The organism is Endozoicomonas sp. GU-1 (assembly GCF_027366395.1).
In the GTDB taxonomy this organism is placed as follows: domain Bacteria; phylum Pseudomonadota; class Gammaproteobacteria; order Pseudomonadales; family Endozoicomonadaceae; genus Endozoicomonas.
The window spans coordinates 2,241,405-2,262,229 of record NZ_CP114771.1 but is presented as its reverse complement, the minus strand read 5'-3'; the positions used below and the strand labels follow the sequence as shown (position 1 = coordinate 2,262,229).

Sequence of the window (20,825 nt, the reverse complement as noted above, 5' to 3'; positions counted from 1 at the left end):
AGAGAAGGATACCGCAATAACAGCAAGGTAACGATCCGGAACTTATTATTGCTCAAATAAAGCCGTAATCTTTCCGGGTTTGATCACAATAAAGTCGTTATCGGCAACGCCATGCTGCTGTTTGGCGAGCTGCAGATCTTCCGGTGGTTGCAACATCGGCTCATTGGTTAGCATAAAGCTGCCCCAGTGCATTGCCAGCGACAGGCGTGAGCCAACATCGTTGTGGATATGCACGGCTTCTTCCGGATTGACATGGATCTCTTTCATAAACCAGCGTGGCTCGTAGGCACCAATCGGCACCATGGCCATATCCATGTAGCCGAAGTGCTCACCAATGGCTTTAAAATCTGAACTGTAGCCAGTATCCCCGGCAAAATAAAAGCGTTTACCCGGTTCAGCTGCTTCAGTCGCCGCTTCAAATACCCAGCCACACCAGAGCGTTCGATCCGGAAATATTGAACGGCCACTGAAGTGCTGACAAGGTACTGCCGTGTATGTCCAGCCGCGATGGGTATGGGATTCCCACCAATCCAGCTCGACCCAGTTAGCTATACCATGTTTGCTGAACCATTGGCCTAAGCCCAGGGGCAGCATAAACAGGGGTGGATTGTCTTTTTGTTTTTTCTGGATGGCTAATACTGAGTTTCGATCAAGATGGTCGTAATGGTCGTGAGAAATTACCACCACATCCACGTGGGGTAAGGCAGCAATATCGATCGCTGGTGGAGAGTAGCGCCTGGGGCCAGCCCACTGTACAGGAGATGCCCGTTCAGAAAAGTGTGGGTCGGTAATGATATTCATCCCCTGGTGGCGAATTAAAAAGGTCGCATGACCAATCCAGCTGGTCAGGGATTTATCGGAATGCTCAAAGACCGAATAATCATCGTCTACCACCGGAATAGAAACTTTCTTCGGCAGTGCCTCGATGATTTTCCATTTCAAGATGTTCCATAACGAGCGATGATGCATTTGCATAGCATCGTTATTGCGAAATCCGCCATTCGGCAGATGATGTTTTTTTGAGCGATTCACCGCAGCTACCCTATCTTATTTTGTTAATCAATTTAGCGCGGAGCAACACCTCGGACAAATTTAGGTATCGCCGCACGGCCATAACTCTGTTTGCTGACAATGTTTAAATCGTCGTCAAATACAAAATAGTCCATGCCTTCCCAGTGAAACGATTGGCCAAAACGAAGTTTGATCAATGCGGCAATTAATTTTTTGGTAAACGACATGCCTTCTACTGGTAGCATATCGTGCTGGCAATACCAGGCAAAACTGGCGGTTTTCTTTTGCTCATCAATCAGCATGCTTTTTTCAATAAAGGTCAGTTTGCCGTACACGCCGCTGAAGGCAAAGTTAATGGCTTTGCGGACTTGCTGTTTGCCACGGGCAGTGTGGCCATTCATCTCCCGAAATTCACACTCATCGGCAAAATAGTCCATGACCTCATCCAGGCGCTGATTGGAAAACGCATCGTTAAAGGTGTGCAATACATTGCGTATATCATTTGCCATCGGTATTTTTCCCTGCCTTATTATTTGCCAGTAGGATTTATCACATGCCGCCGGTGAGGTAAAGGCGCTCTATTGTCGCCCCGCGCTGAACAGACGTTTTGGGAGAGATCGGCTCACCCCATAAAAATAACCAAAAAAGCGGGGGAGGAAATGCCATGAAAAATGTGACGATCACCGGCGGCGGCAGTGGTTTTTCTCAGGGGCGATCAGCTGTTGTCGATATATTAAACGACAATAGTAAGGTATTGGTTGGAGAGTTTCTTTAGTGATAATATGGCCAGGCCTCGCAACTACAGCTACTGAGGACCTACTGAGGGCGGCCATGACCAGTATGGCACTGTAGGTATTCGCGCTTTTCTGTACTGATATTACATCATCGACTCAGCTGCTCTGTGATGAGGCATCAAGTCTGGGTAGTTGCAGGATTTTTTGATGAATGCACTGCTTTGGTGCGCTTTTTGGGGTGGGGGATTAGGTTTTAGTGCATCAAATGGGTGCGTATCCGATTTCGCCGCTCATTTGAGTCCATGAAACCTTCAACCATGCCCATTTATGGGGATAGATAAAAACTGGCACAGAGCCTGCTTAGACAGGAGTAACCATTTAACCAGTGCCGGGCGGGATGCCTGAAATCAAGACTGGCAGGGTTGGTTTTTCCTTTTTACAGGCCGGGAAATAAAACAGACGGTTGTAACACAAAGGGAAAAGCGTAGACTTTGGAAGCTATCGCATCCAGGTCACCCCTCCCGGATGAATATTAAGTAGAGCCAGGAGAATAATGCATGAAGTTAGTATCAGCCATTATCAAGCCATTCAAGCTTGATGACGTGCGGGAAGCGCTTTCTGATATCGGCGTTCAGGGTATTACTGTGACGGAGGTCAAGGGCTTTGGTCGCCAGAAAGGCCATACCGAACTGTATCGCGGTGCAGAGTATGTTGTGGACTTTCTGCCAAAGGTAAAGATTGAAGTGGCTATCTCGGATGATCTGCTGGATCAGGTGATCGAAGCAGTTTCCAATGCCGCCAATACCGGCAAAATCGGTGACGGAAAAATATTCGTGACCTCTCTGGAGCAGGCTATTCGGATCCGTACCGGAGAGACTGGCATTGACGCTATTTAAGTGCCAGCCAAAGGCATGACTCATCAGCAGCCACTGATGACATCGCCGAGCAGTATCAGTGATACACAGCTTTGAGCTAAATACAGCCCTTAGCTGAAAAGAAAGATAAAAAAGATGTGAATTTTACTGGGAGGGGTCCCGTGGAAGATATAACTCAGCTGTCGTATGCGCTCGACACTTTTTATTTCCTGATGTGTGGTGCACTGGTCATGTGGATGGCCGCTGGCTTTGCCATGCTGGAAGCCGGTCTGGTGCGCTCCAAGAACACCGTTGAAATTCTGACCAAGAACATTGCCCTGTTTGCCATTGCCTGCACCATGTACCTGCTCTGTGGTTATCAGATCATGTATCCGGGGGCTAACGAAGGCGGCATCATGCCTCTGTTCGGCACGCTGCTGGGCACTGAGAACAGCGTCGAGTCGGTACTTGGTGGTGGTGAAGATGCACCTTACTACTCTCTGCGTTCTGACTTCTTCTTTCAGGTGGTCTTCGTAGCTACTGCCATGTCCATCGTTTCCGGTGCCGTTGCTGAGCGCATGAAACTGTGGGCCTTCCTGCTGTTTGCGGTCTTTATGACGGGCTTCATCTATCCGGTACAGGGTTTCTGGAAATGGGGCGGTGGCTTCCTGAACGAAGCTGGCTTCCAGGATTTTGCCGGTTCCGGCGTGGTGCACATGGCGGGTGCTTCTGCTGCCCTGGCGGGTGTGCTGCTGCTGGGTGCCCGTAAAGGCAAGTACGCATCGAACGGTTCCGTTAATGCCATGCCTGGCGCTAACCTGCCACTGGCTACTCTGGGTACCTTTATCCTCTGGCTGGGCTGGTTCGGTTTCAACGGCGGCTCTCAGCTGAAGATTGCCGATGTGGAAAATGCCAACGCTGTTGCCCAGATTTTTGTCAACACCAATGCCGGTGCCGCCGGTGGTGTTATTGCTGCCCTGATCGTTGCCAGACTGTTGTTTGGTAAGGCTGACCTGACTATGGCTCTGAACGGTGCCCTGGCTGGCCTGGTTGCCATTACCGCAGAGCCGCTGACGCCAACCGCCCTGGGCGCAACGCTGATCGGTGCTGTTGGTGGTGCCCTGGTGGTCTTCTCTATTTTGGCGCTGGACAAACTGCGTATTGATGATCCGGTGGGTGCTATCTCTGTTCACGGTGTTGTGGGTATCTGGGGTCTGCTGGCGGTACCTCTGACCAACAGCGACGCTTCCCTGGGTGCTCAGCTGTTGGGTATTGGCAGCATCTTCGCCTGGGTGTTCGGTGCTTCTCTGGTTGTCTGGGGTGTGATCAAGGTAATCATGGGTCTGCGTATCTCCGAAGAAGAAGAGTACGAGGGTGCTGACCTTACTGAGTGTGGTATGGAAGCGTATCCGGAGTTCACCAGCAAGTCTTGAGAAATGTAAAAGCTGACATCAAACATCAACGTTGACAAAAACGTTGACAAAGAATGGCCCCGGCATCAATACACTTTGTATTGTCTCGCCGGGGTCTTTTTTATATACCTTTGGGCTATATACCTTTGGGCTATGGCAGTTTCAGATCCAGATCCGTTGGAACACCACTTTGCAAATAGGTTTTCACCTCTTGATAGTGCGGCTGAATCTCCGCGTCGTTGAGTTCTCCCAGCCAGAATGTCCAGGTCATATTCTTTTTACCACCATCTATAGCCTGGACTGCTCTGAGACCAAAATAGAGCGGTTGGCTGTCCTCGTCTGCATCAGTGCCGGTCATGATGTAAGAAGCTCCTACTAAATTATCGGGCATACTTTGATGTGACAATGGGAGATCTTTCAGGCATTTGTTCTGTTCGTTGGCCATTTCTTTCTGATAAATTGCCTGCTGTTTGGTGTCTCTGATCTGCATACCGCTCTCAGGGTAGGCTATGTAGAGGGTCACTTTTTCAGGGTCTGATTTGGCCAGGTTTCTGACGGTGACAGTTCTGTCGCTAATGGTTTTCGCCCGTGCACTGTCACCTTGCATATGTATGGACATGGCTTCAGGGGGTGCTGTATTCTCGGGAGAAACCAGCGGGGTTGCAGGGGCTTTCGTATGAAATAACACCATCACCCTGGTGACGGTTCTTTCTTCAATTAGCTTTAAGAGTGTCTGTTCGATAATGGTTTGCATGCCTACGCCAATGGGGCGTAATATTTTGTCAAAATCTGAAAGTTCAATTACTTTGACTTTTGAAAGCTCTTGAAAGCGCTTTAATATCTCTGACTTGATTGTATCGTCATCTGAACCGGAGACTGGCTTATAAGCTCCATGTTGGAGTTCAAAGCCGGATTGCAGCCTGACTTGAAGGTGGGGAATCACTTTTTTAAACCTCTCGCCGTGAGTGCAGCCGGTCAAAACAAAGACAAGTGTATTGAGGATCAATGCTTTTAGAGCATTAGAAAGTTTCATGTTTTGTTGTGCAGGCTGATTTTTGTTGGACTGGAGTTGTAAAGGTAGAACAGGATTTGGATATTTCAATCTTTGGTTAACTACTTACGCCCGGACATGCTGAAAACTTGAAAAACCACAGCTTTATTTAAAATCTGAAATTAAGCAGGAACCTATCTGGATTTTTGTGGTCTGCACTGGTCCGAGTTTAAGAAATGTAAGGTTATGCTTATGATTTCTCCCTCCTCTTCTCCTGTTACTGGAGCTGATCAATCACCGTCTTATGAAGAATCAATGACACAAAATGCTGTATTGGGGAATCACGATGTTCAATCTGCTTCCGCTGATGCAACAGTAAGTTTAAGGTATCAAGCTACAGTTCCGGTTCTGCCGGAAACTTCCCAAAAGGCGAATGTTGACACGCATAAAGCCAGTGCCGTTTCAGTCTGTAGTGGAAGTACACACAAATCCCCGGGAAAGCCTGATAACTCAGCCCCTGAGCTTCCCTCCGGGGAATCAGCAGACACACTGGTTTCCACTTTTATTGCAAACAATCCAACAATAGCATATTGCCTTCGTAACCCAGAGTTTCATAAGGCTGCGGTGACAATGTTAGCTTTGTATTACCTGCATTGTGAACCTCAGTCTGATGATGATTCGCAAGAACCAAAAAGTAAGTCAAAAAAGGCTTTATGTGAACTTGTTATGAATAATATCGAACGTTCAAATATAATATTTCCTTTTATAGCGGTTCCCGGTTGCGGCCGCTTAGATCCTGTAAGATTTCTGGGGGTCATGCTCTCTTTATGTGAAAGCGCTTATCAAGACGCTTTTCCAAAAAACGTTCTCAGCATTGGCTCGGGGCAAGCATTTCTAGAAAAATGTTTTGATTCGATGAGAGGAGTCAGCGTGAAATGCTATGACCGTGAACCGCTAACCAGATTTTTACCTGTTGAACAAGCTGAGTTCCCAAAAGATATTAACAAGTGCCTGCCTGATGATTGCAGTAGTTGTTTATTGGTTTCAGGATATCCCCAAGGGTATTTAGGCCCTGTGCTCACGGAATTTATCCGACGGGGAGGGGAGATGCTCTGCACCACTGTTGAGAGTGGTTTGTTTTGTGATGTGCATGAAGGATATGAAGATAATCCCAAGGTTCTCAGGGATGGGATTGAAAAGTTAAGGAAGAAGAATGGGGCGTTCTTTGAGGTTCAATTAACGGATTACACTCTGATGGGGCCTGCGTCATTTATCCAGTTTTACAACTGGCCCTCAAGCGTTAAGCAGCTAATGTTTGATTCCAGGATTTTGAATGGTTTGTGTTCCGATATCGAATTTCCTCGATTCCTGACATCACGTTCACGTAGATAAAATGATTATGCAAAATGTCACTGCTGTAACTCTAACGCAATCCACAGGTTATGCTACCCCTTCGGGTGCGGGTGATCATTCGTTATCTCCCGCCCTTGCTGCACTTGGCGCTGTGCGTCCGACACCTGGCCTGGATCCGCCAGAACAAACGATTTCTACAAATGGCATTGAATCGATAACAGACAGAAATGTGGAATTAGTACAGGGCCCTATCCGTAATGAAATCAACGGAGCTTTTCGAGGCGTTGCCAACACTGACGCAGCGGGTACTTCATCCGTAGATTCAGAAAGGGCCTTGATAATGAAGATGAAGAATGTAATAACGAAATCTGTTGGAGTTCTGACTTATAGGAATGAACACGTGTGCGGTGTTGCAGCGAAGGGTAACACCAGGGGCCAACTTCAGTTGAAACTTATGGTTAATCACGATTGCAGCCAGGAGGTGAGGCAGCAGTTGCTCACCGACGTGGAATTCTACCTGCAGAATAATGTACCGCAGTGGTTGCGCGATGAGTTTACACTGGTGATTGAATACGGCGGGCCTATAGAAGCGCTATAGGCAGGCTTTTCTCATAGCGCCGGGTCGTCGGGGATTTTCGGTAATCCTGGATGGATTCGGTTTCGCTATCAATAAAACTTAATCTTACTATCCAAAAGTTTGATTTTTCTTATTTGCTGTTGAGTTATATCTTTATTCCAACTATTTCCATTTGGTTAACTGCTTAAGTGCAAGTGGTCGTTGTTAGTCAGAAGGATGGCTTGCCAATGCGTAAAATGGCTTTGAGTGTCCGTTTCAGGAATGTGCCGACTCCGCTGGGAGGTCTGGCTTTGGGTATTGCCAGTCTGGGAGCTGTCTGGGCTCTGGTGTTGCCGGACTTCGCCGGGTGGTTCAAGTTGTCCTCGGCGCTGGTGGCCAGCCTGCTGGTTTTGGCCATTATTCTGAAATTTGTCAGCAATCCCGGTTTGTTTCGGGAGGATCTGGCTCATCCTGTGGTAAGCAGCGTGATGCCAACCTGTGCCATGGCCAGTATGGTCATTGCGCAATCTTTGTTGATGGCAACGCCTGCTTTTGCCAGAGGGCTCTGGCTGCTGGCTTTGGTTGCTCATCTGCTTTTGTTCATCAGTTTTACGGCTCACAGGTTCATTGATTTCCATTTGCACCAAATGGTTCCAAGCTGGTTTGTGCCACCCGTTGGCATTATTGTCGCGGCAGTGACCAGCAAGGGTATGGGGCATGAGGAACTTGTCTTTACGTTGTTTGTTTTTGGACTATGCTGCTACTTCATAAAGCTGCCAGTGATGTTGTATCGTTTGATTTTCAGAGAGAAGATTCCTGATGCTGCACTGCCCACATTTGCCATTATGGCGGCACCGGCGAGCCTTTCTCTGGCGGGCTACCTGTCCATAACTGACCAGCCGAATTACTTACTGGTTGCGGTCCTGCTGCCATTGGCTATTTTTATGACGAGTCTGGTCTATGTTGCGTTTGTACGCTTACTGCGCCTGCCGTTTTCGCCAGGATATGCTGCTTTCACATTTCCGATGGTAATTGGGGCTACAGCGTTGTTTAAGCTGGCAGATATACTTCATCAACAGGGCTATCAAAAAGTTTGTGATGTTATTAACAATCTGGCCGGTTTTGAACTTTTGGTGGCGACGGTAATCGTACTTTATGTTGCCCTCCGCTATCTCTGGTATTACTTCTCACCTCGCCATCCCTGATGTATGTCGAGATATGGACTGACCGGTCAATATGGCCACGGGTAAATTGTACCCATGGCCTGAAATGCCGAGCTTATGATCCCTCTTCATTTCGGCATTTATTTATTAACGGAACAGGAAATGTCGGTAACACACTCTGGCGCTGGTCTCGCCATCCCTATGCTGATCTTTTGCGGTCTGTTTTTACTGGCGGCCATTTCGGCAATCCTGCTTAAAAAGCTGCGTTTTCCCTATACCATTGGGCTGGTTGTGATCGGTATGGCCCTGGGGATGGCGGCTGAATATTCTGAAATACTGGCACCTGTACTCCGTCTTTCCCTGACTCATGACCTGATTATGTACGTTTTGCTCCCCGTACTGGTGTTTGAGGCAGCCATCAATATAAAGTTTTCCGCCCTGATGAAAGAGCTGGTGCCTGTATTGATGCTGGCCATTGTGGGAGTCATTTTGTCGACACTGGTTCTCGGTGTGATTCTGGGTGAGTTGACGCCTCTGACGCTGGCGGGCGCGCTGTTGTTTGGTGCGCTGATTTCGGCAACGGATCCAGTGGCCGTGATTGCGCTGTTTAAAGAGGTGAAAGCGCCTGAACGGATGTCTCTGCTGATGGATGCAGAGAGTTTGTTTAACGATGCAACCGCGATCGTTATGTTTGGCATTGTGCTCTCGATTATCCAATCGGGAACAGGGGTGTCTGGTAGCACGGCTTTTGCTGCCTTTGTCGAGTTCTTCAGGGTTTTCTTTGGCGGGATTTTTGTGGGTGCGGCCATGGGGGCAGCCATGCTGGTGCTGCTCAGGTTGTCCCGGGGGATGCCTTATGTGCATATTGCTCTGACAACTATCCTGGCTTTTACCAGCTTTATTATTGCTGACCATGTCTTTGAAACGTCCGGTGTCATGTCGGTTATCGCTGCCGGGATTGTCACTCGCAGCTATGGCCGTCGGGCGATGGCTGACTTTATGACTTTGCGTCACCTGGACCCTTACTGGGAGTTTATGGCATTTGTGGCCAATAGCTTTATTTTCCTGCTGTTAGGGTTAAGTGAGGACTTCCTGCTGCGGAATATTGAGCGGCTCGGTATGATCTACCCCACGTTAATCATTGCTATTGTCGCCGTTCTTATGGCGCGCTTTCTGGTGGTATATCTGTTGCTGCCCGTCAGTAACCTGATGCCATTGAGTAATAAAGTGGACAGCAATTCAATGAAGGTGATGTTCTGGGGCGGATTGAGAGGGGTTGTGCCTGTTGCCCTGATGCTATCGATTCCGGACTCCATGCCTGAAAAGCGCATGATCATAGAAATGACGCTGGCCGTTATTCTTTTCTCACTGTTGATTCAGGGTACTACCATTGGCTGGTTGATGTCCCGTTTAGGGATAAAAAGGGAAGCCTGAAGCCACTGAATTCAATCAATATTTGGGTGCTGTTGGCTCTCAGCCTTATAATACCTGTTTTGGCATTCTGTCAGCCTGCGCCCATTGGGGCTCGGGCGTTATTGAGAAAGCAATTCCATGACTGTACGCACCCGTATTGCACCTTCCCCTACCGGCGATCCTCATGTCGGTACTGCCTATATCGCCCTGTTTAATCTGGCGTTTGCCAAGAGTCAGGGCGGCCAGTTCCTGCTTCGTATAGAAGATACGGATCAAACCAGAAGTACCCCTGAATCCGAGCAACAGATTCTCGACTCGCTGCGCTGGCTTGGTTTGAATTGGGATGAGGGTCCTGATGTTGGCGGCCCACACGGCCCTTATCGGCAGAGTGAGCGCCGGGAAATCTACGCTGATCATGCTCAAATCCTGTTGGATAAAGGGCATGCGTTCCGTTGCTTCTGCTCATCAGAGCGTCTTGATGCCCTGCGTGCAGAGCAAACGGCGAACAAGCAGACACCCGGGTACGATGGTCACTGCCTACATCTTTCTGAAGACGACGTTCAGGCCAGGCTGAATGCGGGCGAGCCTCACGTTGTCCGGATGAAAGTGCCTGAGAGTGGCATCTGCACAGTGGATGATATGCTCCGTGGTACCATCGAGATTGACTGGTCCCAGGTGGATATGCAGGTTCTGGTGAAAGCCGATGGCATGCCAACCTATCACCTGGCCAATGTTGTTGATGACCATCTGATGGAAATCACGCACGTTATTCGTGGTGAGGAGTGGATCAACTCTGCGCCCAAGCATCAGTTGTTGTACCAATACTTTGGCTGGCAGATGCCTGTGCTCTGCCATATGCCGTTGTTGCGAAACCCTGATAAGAGCAAGTTGTCCAAGCGCAAGAACCCAACCTGTATTACTTACTATCGTGATATGGGGTATCTGCCGGAAGCACTGTTGAACTACCTGGGTCGTATGGGCTGGTCCATGCCGGATGAGCGGGAGAAGTTCAGCCTGGAAGAGATGCTGGCGGATTTTGATCTCAAAAGGGTCTCTCTGGGTGGCCCGATTTTTGACCAGGAAAAACTGTCCTGGTTGAATGCCAGCTGGATTCGCGAAAACCTGACCACAGAGCAATTTGCTGATCGCCTGCATCACTGGTTGCTGAACCGTGACTACCTGATGAAGTTTCTGCCAATGGCGAAAGAGCGGGTTGAGCGTCTCAGCGATTTTGCTCCTATTGCTGCCTTTATGTTCTCCGGTATGTTGAATCTGTCGCCTGAAGACTTTGCCCATAAAAAGCTGGAAGCGGGTGATGTTAAGAAGGTGTTGCAGTTCACGCTCTGGAAGCTTGAACAGTTGCGCCAGTGGCAGCGTGATCAGATTTTCGCGGAAATTAAAGGGCTTTCCAAAGCGATGGACATTAAGCTGGGTGATTTTAATCATCCTGTCTTTGTTGCTATTGCCGGTACGCCAAACTCCTGGTCTGTTATGGAGTCCATGGAGATCCTGGGCCCGGATATGACGCGTGCACGCCTGCGTCATGCTGTTGAGGTGTTGGGTGGCGTGTCCAAAAAAGAAGCGAAACGTCTGGAAAAAGAGTTTGCAGCGCTTTAACCCGGCGGCTTCTTTGGGCTAAGGCCGGTTGTCTACCGGCCTTTTCTATAGATGCATATATAACTGCACTATTATTTGATCATAATTTTTATAAGCGACGCTTGACAGGATAGGGGGGCATCCATATCATTCGCCCTGCGTTTCGGGGGTGGCAAAACAAAGCTTCCTGCGAGAGGTGCTAAAGCAAAAGCAGTTGTTGAATACGCTAAGTATTGTTGCTGCGAAGGTTTTGGGGCTATAGCTCAGCTGGGAGAGCGCAACACTGGCAGTGTTGAGGTCAGCGGTTCGATCCCGCTTAGCTCCACCAAACATCGTTCGATGTTTGCGTCCCCTTCGTCTAGTGGCCTAGGACACCGCCCTTTCACGGCGGTAACAGGGGTTCGAGTCCCCTAGGGGACGCCACTTAATTCTCTTGACCAGAGAGCAGGATTTGAAGAATCCTTAACATGTCTTCACTGCGGGAATAGCTCAGTTGGTAGAGCGCAACCTTGCCAAGGTTGAGGTCGCGAGTTCGAACCTCGTTTCCCGCTCCAGATTCAGACCTGAAACTGTCTTAAAAATGTTTCACTGCGGGAATAGCTCAGTTGGTAGAGCGCAACCTTGCCAAGGTTGAGGTCGCACTTTCTTGTGACAAGAGCGAACCTCGTTTCCCGCTCCAAATCTAGAGCTTAAGTGATAATTGTGTCATTTAAGTCAGAAGGATTGCGTCCCCTTCGTCTAGTGGCCTAGGACACCGCCCTTTCACGGCGGTAACAGGGGTTCGAGTCCCCTAGGGGACGCCACTTATTCTCTGACCAGAGAGCAGGATTTGAAGAATCCTTAATATATCTTCATTGCGGGAATAGCTCAGTTGGTAGAGCGCAACCTTGCCAAGGTTGAGGTCGCGAGTTCGAGCCTCGTTTCCCGCTCCAGATTCAGACCGGAAGCTGTCTTTAAAAAGTTTCACTGCGGGAATAGCTCAGTTGGTAGAGCGCAACCTTGCCAAGGTTGAGGTCGCGAGTTCGAACCTCGTTTCCCGCTCCAAATCTAGAGCTTAAGTGATGATTGTGTCATTTAAGTCAGAAGGATTGCGTCCCCTTCGTCTAGTGGCCTAGGACACCGCCCTTTCACGGCGGTAACAGGGGTTCGAGTCCCCTAGGGGACGCCACTTATTATCAAAATGTTGTATTTGTTATCCAGAATGGCATAATGCGACAGGTTGATATGGGGCTATAGCTCAGCTGGGAGAGCGCAACACTGGCAGTGTTGAGGTCAGCGGTTCGATCCCGCTTAGCTCCACCATTTCTTTTGCGAGTAATTACTTGGTTGTTAGACCACGCTGTTGCAGAGTGTTTTAACACTTTCTTGTGACAAGAGTTATTGCTTGCTTTGTTCCAAATCTAGAGCTTAAGTGATGATTGCTCATTTAAGTCAGAAGGTTTTGCGTCCCCTTCGTCTAGTGGCCTAGGACACCGCCCTTTCACGGCGGTAACAGGGGTTCGAGTCCCCTAGGGGACGCCACTTATTCTCTTTCAGAGAGTCGGGGCTGAAAAATTCTTAAAATCACCTTCGCAGCCTGAATAGCTCAGTTTTCAGAATACAACGCTTGCCAGCGTTGAGGTAGAATTTGCTTGTCACAAGAGTCAGCCTCGTCTAAACATCCAATCAAAAAAAATCAGCCTGATGGCTGATTTTTTTGTGTGTAAATTTTCTTGTTCCCCTTTACCCACCAATCCTCTGTCTTACTCTGATTTCGGATCGGTCTCTGGCTAAAGTGAGTCTTAACGAGCTTGGGACTGGCGTCTCTGCTTTTTCAGAGCTTTAAAGCCTTCTTTCAGTAAATCAACCAGCTTAAAGTCATTCTTGGCTGCATACACCTTAAATTCCCTGGAAAACTCAGGGGATACTCGGAAGCTGAGCCCGACCCATTCATCATTGGATGATTTGGCTTGCTGCTTAGTTTTTGTGGTGGTGCTTTTGGGTTGTGCTTTCTGTCTGGGCATGGTCTTTCCCCATTCTTTTTTGTTTAGAGTTGTGTGGATTTATCGTCAAAAGTACTAAAGAGTTTAGAAGAAACGGGAGATTTCGCTGCTTTTGATGTTTTGAGAGGGGGGATTCTGGCTTGAGAGGTTCTGGGGAAGGGGGATAGACACCGGCAAGTGCCGGTGTCTAGGAGGCTGACCGAGAATAGACTGCCCTACCGGCAACTGCTCCTGCGTTGCTCTAGCTCCTGCATCCATGCAGTCGTGTGGTGGCAGCAAATTGGTCTAAAAAGTCGGAAATTTTTAGCAAATAGAACCACTATTCGCTAAAAATTTCCGACTTTTTATCCTCAATTTTCTGCCATCCTCGCTACGGGGTCGCCTAGACGGGCGCTATTCTCGGTCAGCCTCCTGGCTCTTATTACAGCACGTCGATGCTGTTCAGGTCATTATGGGCTTGCTCAAGACGGGAGATCATGGACTCCTGGCCAGCTCGCAGCCAAACCCGTGGGTCGTAGAACTTCTTGTTTGGCTTGTCGGCACCTTCAGGGTTGCCCAGCTGGCCCTGCAGGTAAGCTTCGTTCTTCTTGTAGTAGTTCAGAACGCCCTCCCAGCACGCCCATTGGGTGTCTGTGTCGATGTTCATCTTTACTACGCCGTAAGAGACGGATTCACGGATCTCTTCCAGGGTTGAGCCAGAGCCGCCGTGGAATACGAAGTTCAGTGACTTGGCTGGAAGGCCGAACTTCTCAGAGCAGTACTTCTGGGAGTTGTCGAGAATCTTCGGTGTCAGCTGAACATTACCTGGCTTGTATACGCCGTGAACGTTGCCGAAAGAAGCGGCGATGGTGAAGCGGTGGCTGATCTGGCTCAGAATTTCGTAAGCGTAGGCTACGTCTTCTGGCTGGGTGTACAGCATGGAGCTGTCCATGTGAGAGTTATCAACGCCGTCTTCTTCACCGCCAGTGCAGCCCAGTTCGAACTCCAGTGTCATGTCCATTTTGGCCATGCGCGTCAGGTATTCAGCGCAGGTGGCAATGTTTTCTTCCAGAGACTCTTCGGACAGGTCGATCATGTGCGAAGAGAACAGTGGCTTGCCGTGCTGCTCGTAAAACTCTTCACCCGCAGTCAGCAGAGCATCGATCCATGGCAGCAGTTTGCGTGCGGCGTGGTCAGTGTGAAGGATTACAGGGATGCCGTAAGCTTCAGCAACTGCGTGGACGTATTTTGCACCGGTAATGGCACCCAGGGCACCGGCAGGGTCAGTCTTCAGGCCTTTACCTGAGAAGAAGGACGCACCACCGTTGGAGAACTGAATGATAACAGGAGACTTCACTTTTGCCGCAGCTTCAAGAACTGCGTTGATTGAATCGGTACCAACAACGTTCACTGCTGGCAGCGCAAACTCACCGGCCTTGGCAGCTGCAAAGATTTTCTGAACGTCATCACCGGTAACTACGCCTGGCTTTACCAGGTCCAGGATTTTTTGGGACATGTGGCTGATTCTTCCTCGATCAGGGGTTAACAGTGTGTTTCAGTTTGAGTGCCGTGTCTGGTCAGGACTTCTATTCTTGCAGCTGCCTGAGCATAAGTAGTTAACCACATGAAATCATATATTTCTGACTGAGTTGTCAGTCACTCTGCGGCGTTGCAACTCCGGTCACATAGCTACGGCTATGCTCCCTACGTTGCGCCTTGCATAGCAACTGCCCACTTAGCCAGAAATATACGATTCCATTTGGCCAACTACTTAGCGACATAACCGAATCGTTCGGCATTTTGTCATCAGGGCTGAGAAATTCCGGATTAGACACTTCAAATTCTTGCTAATGATACGGAAAGGTTACAACAGGTAAAGCCTTTTTTCCTGATTAATAAAAAACTATGGCGGGGGGATTTTATAACTGTTGTTTATTGTTGTCTGTTTCTGTTTTTTTCAATGTGGTTGTGTTTTTTCCAGTGGGCGGATTTTGAAAGTGTTGTTTCAGTTTATTGGTTTTTATTGAGAAGGCCGTTTTTTTAACAGTTTTTCCGAAAATTTAGTCTGGGAAAAAGCATGTCAATGTATGAATGCTGTTGATCTATTTTGATGCTCTTTTGGCAAAGAAAATCAATAGTGGTTTCTTGATTTGAATCAGTTTTTTTGAGGTTTTCTTGTGTTGTAATGCGGAAGACAGAGAGCGGCATATACCTGAAGTTAAATAAAAAATATTTTTAAATAATTGTTTTGAATAAAAATTTTATGATACCCAATGAACTTGTAAAGGCTAACGCAGGCAATTTTATTGAGTTGAGAGTTTACCAATAAATGGCAATGGTCAGGCATTAATACTCAGGATGCACTATCTTGAGGAGGTTGAAATAGAAGACGGAGACCTGATGATTGCCAGCGTATTAAACAGCATTTCTATTCTGGGCAAAGATATAAAAAAACAGCCTCGGAATAATAGATAGTTTTTTTAAAGGTTATCTTGGTTAACTACTAGAGGGCGATAATCATGGCCGGAAAAAAACAGGCTGGAAAAACTGTAAATAAAGATGCAGTTGTTCAGGATGTTGATGCTCAGATTAATGCGTTAATTGAGCGGGCGATGGTGGCAAGGGAGAAGTTTCTCAAGCTGACTCAGGAAGATGTCGACAGGGTCACCAGGGCTATGGCTCTGGCGGGTCAGGCAGCTCATATGGAGCTGGCGCGAATGGCTGTTGAGGAGACCGGTCGTGGTATCCTGGAAGATAAGGTGACCAAAAACATCTTTGCCACCGAGTACGTTTACCACTCCATCAAGTACGATAAGACCGTAGGCGTTATTGAAGACAACGCTGAAGAAGATTTCATGCTGGTTGCTGAGCCGGTAGGCATTGTGTGTGGGGTTACTCCGGTGACTAACCCGACCTCCACCACCATGTTCAAGTCCATTATTTCTACCAAAACCCGTAACCCGATTATTTTTGCTTTCCACCCCTCCGCTCAGAAATGTTCCAGTGAAGCTGCCCTGATTGTTCGTGATGCGGCGGTTGCGGCCGGTGCCCCTGAAGACTGTGTACTGTGGGTCGAGTACCCTTCCATTGAAGCGACTCAGAAGCTGATGACGCACCCTGAAGTTGCCGTTATTCTGGCGACCGGTGGCTCCGGCATGGTGCGCGCAGCCTACTCTTCCGGTAAGCCTGCCCTGGGCGTAGGTTCTGGTAACGTGCCTTGCATTATTGATCAGTCTGCGGATATCAAACAGGCCTGTAATGATCTGGTGATGTCCAAGAGCTTCGACAATGGCATGATCTGCGCTTCTGAGCAGGCCGCGATTGTTCATCAGTCGGTTTATAAAGAGGTGGTCAAAGAGCTGAAGTCTCAGAATGTGTACTTCACTACGCCGGAGGAGAACGGGCGACTGGCTGAAGTGGTCATTCATGACGGTCATGTAAACAGTAAGATTGTTGGCATGAAGCCTTCTTATATTGCCGGACTCGCCGGTATCAAGGTGCCTGAGAATACCCGTATTCTGGCCGCAGAAATTGAGGGTGTCGGCCCTGAGTTCCCGCTGTCCCGGGAAAAGCTCTCTCCGGTTCTCGGGGTGCTCAAGGCGAAAGATGCCCATCATGCTGTTGAGCTGGCGGATCAAATGCTCAATTTCGGCGGTCTTGGACACTCTGCCGTGTTGCATGCCCAGGATAACCAGGTGGTTGAAGAGTTCTCGCTGGCCATGAAAGCCGGTCGTATCATTATCAACTCACCAAGCACCCACGGTGCCATTGGTGATATTTACAACACCAATATGCCTTCCCTGACCCTGGGTTGCGGCACCTACGGTGGTAACAGTACCACCTCCAACGTATCTGCGGTAAACCTGATCAATGTCAAGCGTGTCGCCAAGCGCCGGGTCAATATGCAATGGTTTAAACTTCCCGAAAAGATTTACTTCGAGGCCAACTCTCTTCAGTACCTTGAAAAGATGCAGGATATTTCTCGTGTCTTTATCGTAACTGATGAGGTTATTCAGTCCCTGGGTTATGTGGACAAAATCCTCTACCACCTGAGAAAGCGTACCGTGCCGGTTCAGGTTGAAATTTTCAATCAGGTTGAGCCTGATCCAAGTCTGGAGACCGTTCGCAATGGTGCCCGGGAAATGGCACGGTTTAACCCGGATGTGATCATAGCCCTGGGCGGTGGTTCACCCATTGATGCGGCCAAGGGAATGTGGCTTTTCTATGAACAGCCGGATGCTGACTTTGCCGGTATGGCCCAGAAATTCCTGGATATCCGCAAGCGTGTCTATAAATTCCCGCATCTGGGTAAGAAGGCGAAGCTGGTTGCGATTCCGACCACTTCCGGTACCGGTTCTGAGGTAACGTCCTTCGCCGTTATTACCGATAAGGAAAAAGGTGCCAAGTACCCACTGGCTGACTATGAGCTGACTCCGGATGTGGCCATTATTGACCCTAACCTGGTACTGTCTGTTCCGAAGAAAGTGACAGCAGATACCGGCCTGGATGTGCTCACTCACGCCATGGAAGCTTATGTGTCCATCATGGCTTCAGACTACACCGATGCTCTGGCGATGAAAGCGATTCAGCTGGTCTTCGATTATCTGCCGCAGTCTTATGAAACCGCTGACCGAAAAGCCCGGGAGAAAATGCACAATGCGTCCTGTATTGCCGGCATGGCATTTGCCAACGCTTTCCTGGGCGTCAACCATGCGATTGCCCATAAGCTGGGTAATGAATTGCATATTTCTCACGGTCAGGCCAATGCGGTGTTATTGCCTCATGTGATTGAGTATAACGGCTGCCCTAATCCAACCAAGGTGGCATCATTCCCGAAATATCAGTATTACATTGCCCACGAGAAGTATGCTGAGATTGCCAGAATGCTGGGCCTGCCTGCCAAGACGCCGGAAGAGGGGGTTAAATCCCTGGCCAATGCTGTTCGTGATTTGATGAAGCGTCTGGATATGCCTGCTTCTCTTCAGGAGATTGGTGTGGATGAGTCTCTGTTCAAGAGTAAAATCAGCATGCTGGCTAACCACGCCTTTGAGGATCAGACCACAACGGCGAATCCTCGTTTGCCATTGATTTCTGAGCTGGAAGAGCTGCTCATCAAGGCTTATTACGGCAAATAACCTTCGACTGAAATAGGTCGTATGCCTCTAATCAGGGTTTGGTTAGAGGCATTTTTTTATGTTTTTATTGGCTGTGGGTTAGTCCGTCCCAGAAGGCTTTCATTTTGTCCATCAGAGACTGGCTTGCATCTTTTGCCTGTGTGGCAAATTTTCCCGCTGACTCCTTGCCTTGTTCCAGTTCACAGGCTGTTCGTTCTCCCAGGCATTGAGCTTTGCAAGTGCTGCTGTCCTGCTCATTGATAAGACTCGATGCCTTGCACTTGGCTGCACAAACCGATTGCTTTTGCTCGCAATTCAGCACTTCGGCGGTGATCGTGGAAGAAAAAATCAGCATCCCGGCAATAAATAGCTGTTTCATAAAAGACCAATATTAATAAGCGGTAAGAAGAATGATATTACCAGTTTACTTGATGTTGAGGGTCTGGATATCGGCAGAAAAATTGATTTTTTGTGTTCTCTGGTGTTATTTACTGTTTAATTTTTTGGGGTCTGTTTCTGTGGTTATATTTTTTATTTATAAAAAATAAAATATTTGATGAATCTAATCATAACAAGTCAGATTGCCTGGCGTTTAAAAATAACTGATTACAAAAAAATTACATTTTTCTGGCGGTGAAAGGATCATACATTTACCGATGTCTTGCTTTCTGTCTTGTAACTATGTTTTTTGGGTTGTTGTTTTTTGATGGGATGGAACAGTTGTCTCTGTTGGCGTGCTTGTTAATGAATTATATTGCTTAAGTTTGTATTTTTTTGTTTTTTTGCTTTCAACCCTGAGTTACGGCAGCTTTGAGATGTTTTACGCTTATCTCTTCAGATACGTAGGTGGTTTCTGTCGTTTTTCTATTGTTGAATAGTTCGTCAGAGTCTTGTGATTAGAACTCTGTGGTTACATATTCATGTTCATATTTGATAATGTCGATAAATAAGATCTTGCATTGGTGTAGCGGTGAGTGGGCTTGTAACGGGCTTGACTAGCGGGATTACAGTCCGCATTATCCCTATAGGTAAAGGTGCTGATCTGAATGTATGATGGCAACGGATCTTGTTGACTGGCTAAGGCAGCGTACTGGCGTGGTTCGTTGGGAGTACATATAAGAATTCGGAATCAATCAAAACTGTAATGGCTTTGCTGAATTCCGGTTTTTCGATCAAACTCTATATCACACTGGTGACCTATGAAGCTGACCAGTGGCTTCGACAATCGGTTGATCCCGGATGAGAAGCGGTGTGAAATTATGTGTTATGTATTGTTTAATTTTGCATATTTGTAACTCCGTACCACCAAGAAGTCAACCCTTGTCCGTAAGTTTATGTGCTTCAGGGATACAAGTCCTGTGGAGTGGGTTTCGAAATACGACAGCTAATCAATGTTGTCGTTTGTTTTTAGTGGTGCTGTGACTGGGTAAAATCTGTGATCTGCCGTTAAACCCTGTAGTTAACTGTTTGGGGTTTGCGATAGGTGTATTTACTGTGCTGCATTCGCTGACGAAATCCTTTTTACTAGAGGCAGGGCGGTATTTCCGCTTTGATTAACGGTATTGGAGACATCATGATCAAGATTGCTATTAATGGCTACGGCCGTATCGGTCGCAACGTACTGCGCGCACTCTACGAAGCTGGCCGTCGCGATGAATACCAGATTGTTGCCATTAATGATCTGGGTGACACCAAAATCAATACTCACCTGACTAAGTACGACACCGTTCATGGCCGTTTCAACGCACAGGTTGAAGAAGGCGAAGGCGCTCTGTTCGTAAACGGTGACGAAATCAAGACCTTCTCTGAGCGTGACCCTTCCAAGCTGCCATGGGGCGAGCTGGGTGTTGACGTTGTCTTTGAATGTACTGGTGTTTTCCGTTCCAAAGATTCCTGCAAGCCACACCTGGATGCTGGTGCCAAGAAAGTTATCATTTCTGCGCCTGGCTCAAACGTTGACGCTACCATCGTTTACGGTGTGAACCACGACACTCTGACTGCAGATATGACCGTTATTTCTAACGCATCCTGCACCACCAACTGTCTGGCTCCTATCGCCAAGCCTCTGAACGACGCCCTGGGCATTGATAAGGGTCTGATGACCACTATCCACGCTTACACCAACGACCAGCGTCTGAGCGATGTATACCACTCTGACCTGTACCGTGCCCGTGCTGCTGCCATGAACATGATTCCAACCGCTACCGGTGCTGCTGCTGCTGTTGGTGAAGTTGTTCCTGAGCTGAAAGGCAAGTTCGACGGCATGGCGGTTCGCGTACCGACCATCAACGTTTCTCTGGTGGACCTGAGCTTCGTTGCTGCACGTGAAACCACCGTTGAAGAAGTGAACGAAATCATTGCTATTGCTGCCAAGTCCAACCCGGCTATGGCAACTGTTCTGTCTGTGAACAACGAAGAGCTGGTTTCCATGGACTTCAACCACAGTCCGTTCTCTTCCAACTTCGATGCTACTCAGACTCGTGTTCTGGGCAACCTGGTTAAGGTTATGTCCTGGTACGACAACGAGTGGGGCTTCTCCAACCGTATGCTGGATACGGCCAAGGCCCTGATGAACGCGTAAGGCATTCACCCAGTGAACTCAACACAGGCTCGTTTAACGGGCCTGTGCTGGTTACGATAAATGAGATAGGTTGTTTCAGGCTGTTG

The 20,825-nt window shown here is 48.2% G+C and carries 16 protein-coding genes and 10 tRNA genes; 20 read left to right on the top strand and 6 right to left on the bottom strand.

From position 1 onward, the window contains the following. Positions 1 to 45 precede the first annotated feature (45 nt). Entirely contained in the window at positions 46 to 942 is an 897-nt protein-coding gene (locus O3276_RS09190) for an MBL fold metallo-hydrolase (RefSeq protein ID WP_269675361.1), read from the bottom strand. A gap of 122 nt (positions 943 to 1,064) precedes the next feature. Further along, on the bottom strand, positions 1,065 to 1,520 hold the full coding sequence (locus O3276_RS09185; RefSeq protein ID WP_269675360.1) for a nuclear transport factor 2 family protein: 456 nt from the start codon (positions 1,518 to 1,520) through the stop codon (positions 1,065 to 1,067). Positions 1,521 to 1,618: 98 nt separating this feature from the next. Here O3276_RS09185 and O3276_RS09180 point away from each other — a divergent pair, with 98 nt between their 5' ends. From O3276_RS09180 to O3276_RS09170, 3 genes are all read left to right on the top strand, one after another. Beyond that, complete coding sequence (locus tag O3276_RS09180) at positions 1,619 to 1,786, top strand: hypothetical protein (RefSeq protein WP_269675359.1); 168 nt, start codon at positions 1,619 to 1,621, stop codon at positions 1,784 to 1,786. A gap of 516 nt (positions 1,787 to 2,302) precedes the next feature. Continuing rightward, positions 2,303 to 2,641, top strand: coding sequence for a P-II family nitrogen regulator (gene glnK, locus O3276_RS09175; RefSeq protein ID WP_101744935.1), 339 nt, complete (start codon positions 2,303 to 2,305; stop codon positions 2,639 to 2,641). Positions 2,642 to 2,781: 140 nt separating this feature from the next. After that, positions 2,782 to 4,032, top strand: coding sequence for an ammonium transporter AmtB (locus O3276_RS09170; RefSeq protein WP_269675358.1), 1,251 nt, complete (start codon positions 2,782 to 2,784; stop codon positions 4,030 to 4,032). 130 nt (positions 4,033 to 4,162) lie between these two features. Here O3276_RS09170 and O3276_RS09165 read toward each other — a convergent pair whose 3' ends face one another. Beyond that, the gene (locus O3276_RS09165; protein ID WP_269675357.1) at positions 4,163 to 5,113 is read right to left on the bottom strand and encodes a hypothetical protein; all 951 of its coding nucleotides are present in this window, start codon (positions 5,111 to 5,113) and stop codon (positions 4,163 to 4,165) included. 135 nt (positions 5,114 to 5,248) lie between these two features. Between O3276_RS09165 and O3276_RS09160 the strand changes: the two genes are divergently transcribed. The 15 genes from O3276_RS09160 to O3276_RS09090 all read left to right on the top strand — a co-directional run bounded on the left by O3276_RS09160 (position 5,249) and on the right by O3276_RS09090 (position 12,604). Continuing rightward, the gene (locus O3276_RS09160) at positions 5,249 to 6,394 is read left to right on the top strand and encodes a hypothetical protein (protein WP_269675356.1); all 1,146 of its coding nucleotides are present in this window, start codon (positions 5,249 to 5,251) and stop codon (positions 6,392 to 6,394) included. A 7-nt stretch (positions 6,395 to 6,401) separates the two neighbouring features. Beyond that, the gene (locus O3276_RS09155) at positions 6,402 to 6,953 is read left to right on the top strand and encodes a hypothetical protein (protein ID WP_269675355.1); all 552 of its coding nucleotides are present in this window, start codon (positions 6,402 to 6,404) and stop codon (positions 6,951 to 6,953) included. Positions 6,954 to 7,159: 206 nt separating this feature from the next. Beyond that, positions 7,160 to 8,116, top strand: a complete 957-nt coding sequence (locus O3276_RS09150) for a TDT family transporter (RefSeq protein ID WP_269675354.1) — start codon at positions 7,160 to 7,162, stop codon at positions 8,114 to 8,116. 120 nt (positions 8,117 to 8,236) lie between these two features. Continuing rightward, complete coding sequence (locus O3276_RS09145; RefSeq protein WP_269675353.1) at positions 8,237 to 9,508, top strand: cation:proton antiporter; 1,272 nt, start codon at positions 8,237 to 8,239, stop codon at positions 9,506 to 9,508. Between the two features lie 117 nt (positions 9,509 to 9,625). Beyond that, complete coding sequence (gene gltX / locus O3276_RS09140) at positions 9,626 to 11,104, top strand: glutamate--tRNA ligase (RefSeq protein ID WP_269675352.1); 1,479 nt, start codon at positions 9,626 to 9,628, stop codon at positions 11,102 to 11,104. Between the two features lie 231 nt (positions 11,105 to 11,335). Continuing rightward, positions 11,336 to 11,411: transfer RNA gene (locus tag O3276_RS09135), tRNA-Ala, on the top strand. 19 nt (positions 11,412 to 11,430) lie between these two features. Beyond that, a tRNA-Glu gene (locus tag O3276_RS09130) sits at positions 11,431 to 11,506 on the top strand. A 55-nt stretch (positions 11,507 to 11,561) separates the two neighbouring features. After that, positions 11,562 to 11,637: transfer RNA gene (locus O3276_RS09125), tRNA-Gly, on the top strand. Positions 11,638 to 11,673: 36 nt separating this feature from the next. Next, positions 11,674 to 11,762: transfer RNA gene (locus O3276_RS09120), tRNA-Gly, on the top strand. A 48-nt stretch (positions 11,763 to 11,810) separates the two neighbouring features. After that, positions 11,811 to 11,886 (top strand) — tRNA-Glu (locus O3276_RS09115). Positions 11,887 to 11,939: 53 nt separating this feature from the next. Further along, positions 11,940 to 12,015, top strand: a tRNA-Gly gene (locus O3276_RS09110). Positions 12,016 to 12,051: 36 nt separating this feature from the next. After that, positions 12,052 to 12,127 (top strand) — tRNA-Gly (locus O3276_RS09105). Between the two features lie 48 nt (positions 12,128 to 12,175). Further along, positions 12,176 to 12,251 (top strand) — tRNA-Glu (locus O3276_RS09100). A gap of 58 nt (positions 12,252 to 12,309) precedes the next feature. Further along, positions 12,310 to 12,385: transfer RNA gene (locus O3276_RS09095), tRNA-Ala, on the top strand. 143 nt (positions 12,386 to 12,528) lie between these two features. Then, positions 12,529 to 12,604 (top strand) — tRNA-Glu (locus O3276_RS09090). 260 nt (positions 12,605 to 12,864) lie between these two features. Here the strand turns inward: O3276_RS09090 and O3276_RS09085 are convergent. Beyond that, the gene (locus tag O3276_RS09085) at positions 12,865 to 13,086 is read right to left on the bottom strand and encodes a hypothetical protein (RefSeq protein ID WP_269675351.1); all 222 of its coding nucleotides are present in this window, start codon (positions 13,084 to 13,086) and stop codon (positions 12,865 to 12,867) included. Between the two features lie 400 nt (positions 13,087 to 13,486). Next, positions 13,487 to 14,560, bottom strand: coding sequence for a class II fructose-bisphosphate aldolase (fbaA, locus tag O3276_RS09080; protein WP_269675350.1), 1,074 nt, complete (start codon positions 14,558 to 14,560; stop codon positions 13,487 to 13,489). A 1,003-nt stretch (positions 14,561 to 15,563) separates the two neighbouring features. Here fbaA and adhE point away from each other — a divergent pair. Next, positions 15,564 to 18,179, top strand: coding sequence for a bifunctional acetaldehyde-CoA/alcohol dehydrogenase (adhE, locus tag O3276_RS09075; protein ID WP_269675349.1), 2,616 nt, complete (start codon positions 15,564 to 15,566; stop codon positions 18,177 to 18,179). Between the two features lie 64 nt (positions 18,180 to 18,243). Here adhE and O3276_RS09070 read toward each other — a convergent pair whose 3' ends face one another. Beyond that, positions 18,244 to 18,537, bottom strand: coding sequence for a hypothetical protein (locus tag O3276_RS09070; RefSeq protein WP_269675348.1), 294 nt, complete (start codon positions 18,535 to 18,537; stop codon positions 18,244 to 18,246). 1,191 nt (positions 18,538 to 19,728) lie between these two features. On the opposite strand from O3276_RS09070, the gene gap reads away from it, so the two are divergent. Further along, a complete protein-coding gene (gene gap, locus O3276_RS09065) occupies positions 19,729 to 20,739 on the top strand; it encodes a type I glyceraldehyde-3-phosphate dehydrogenase (protein WP_209200596.1) in 1,011 nt (336 codons plus the stop codon). Positions 20,740 to 20,825 lie beyond the last annotated feature (86 nt).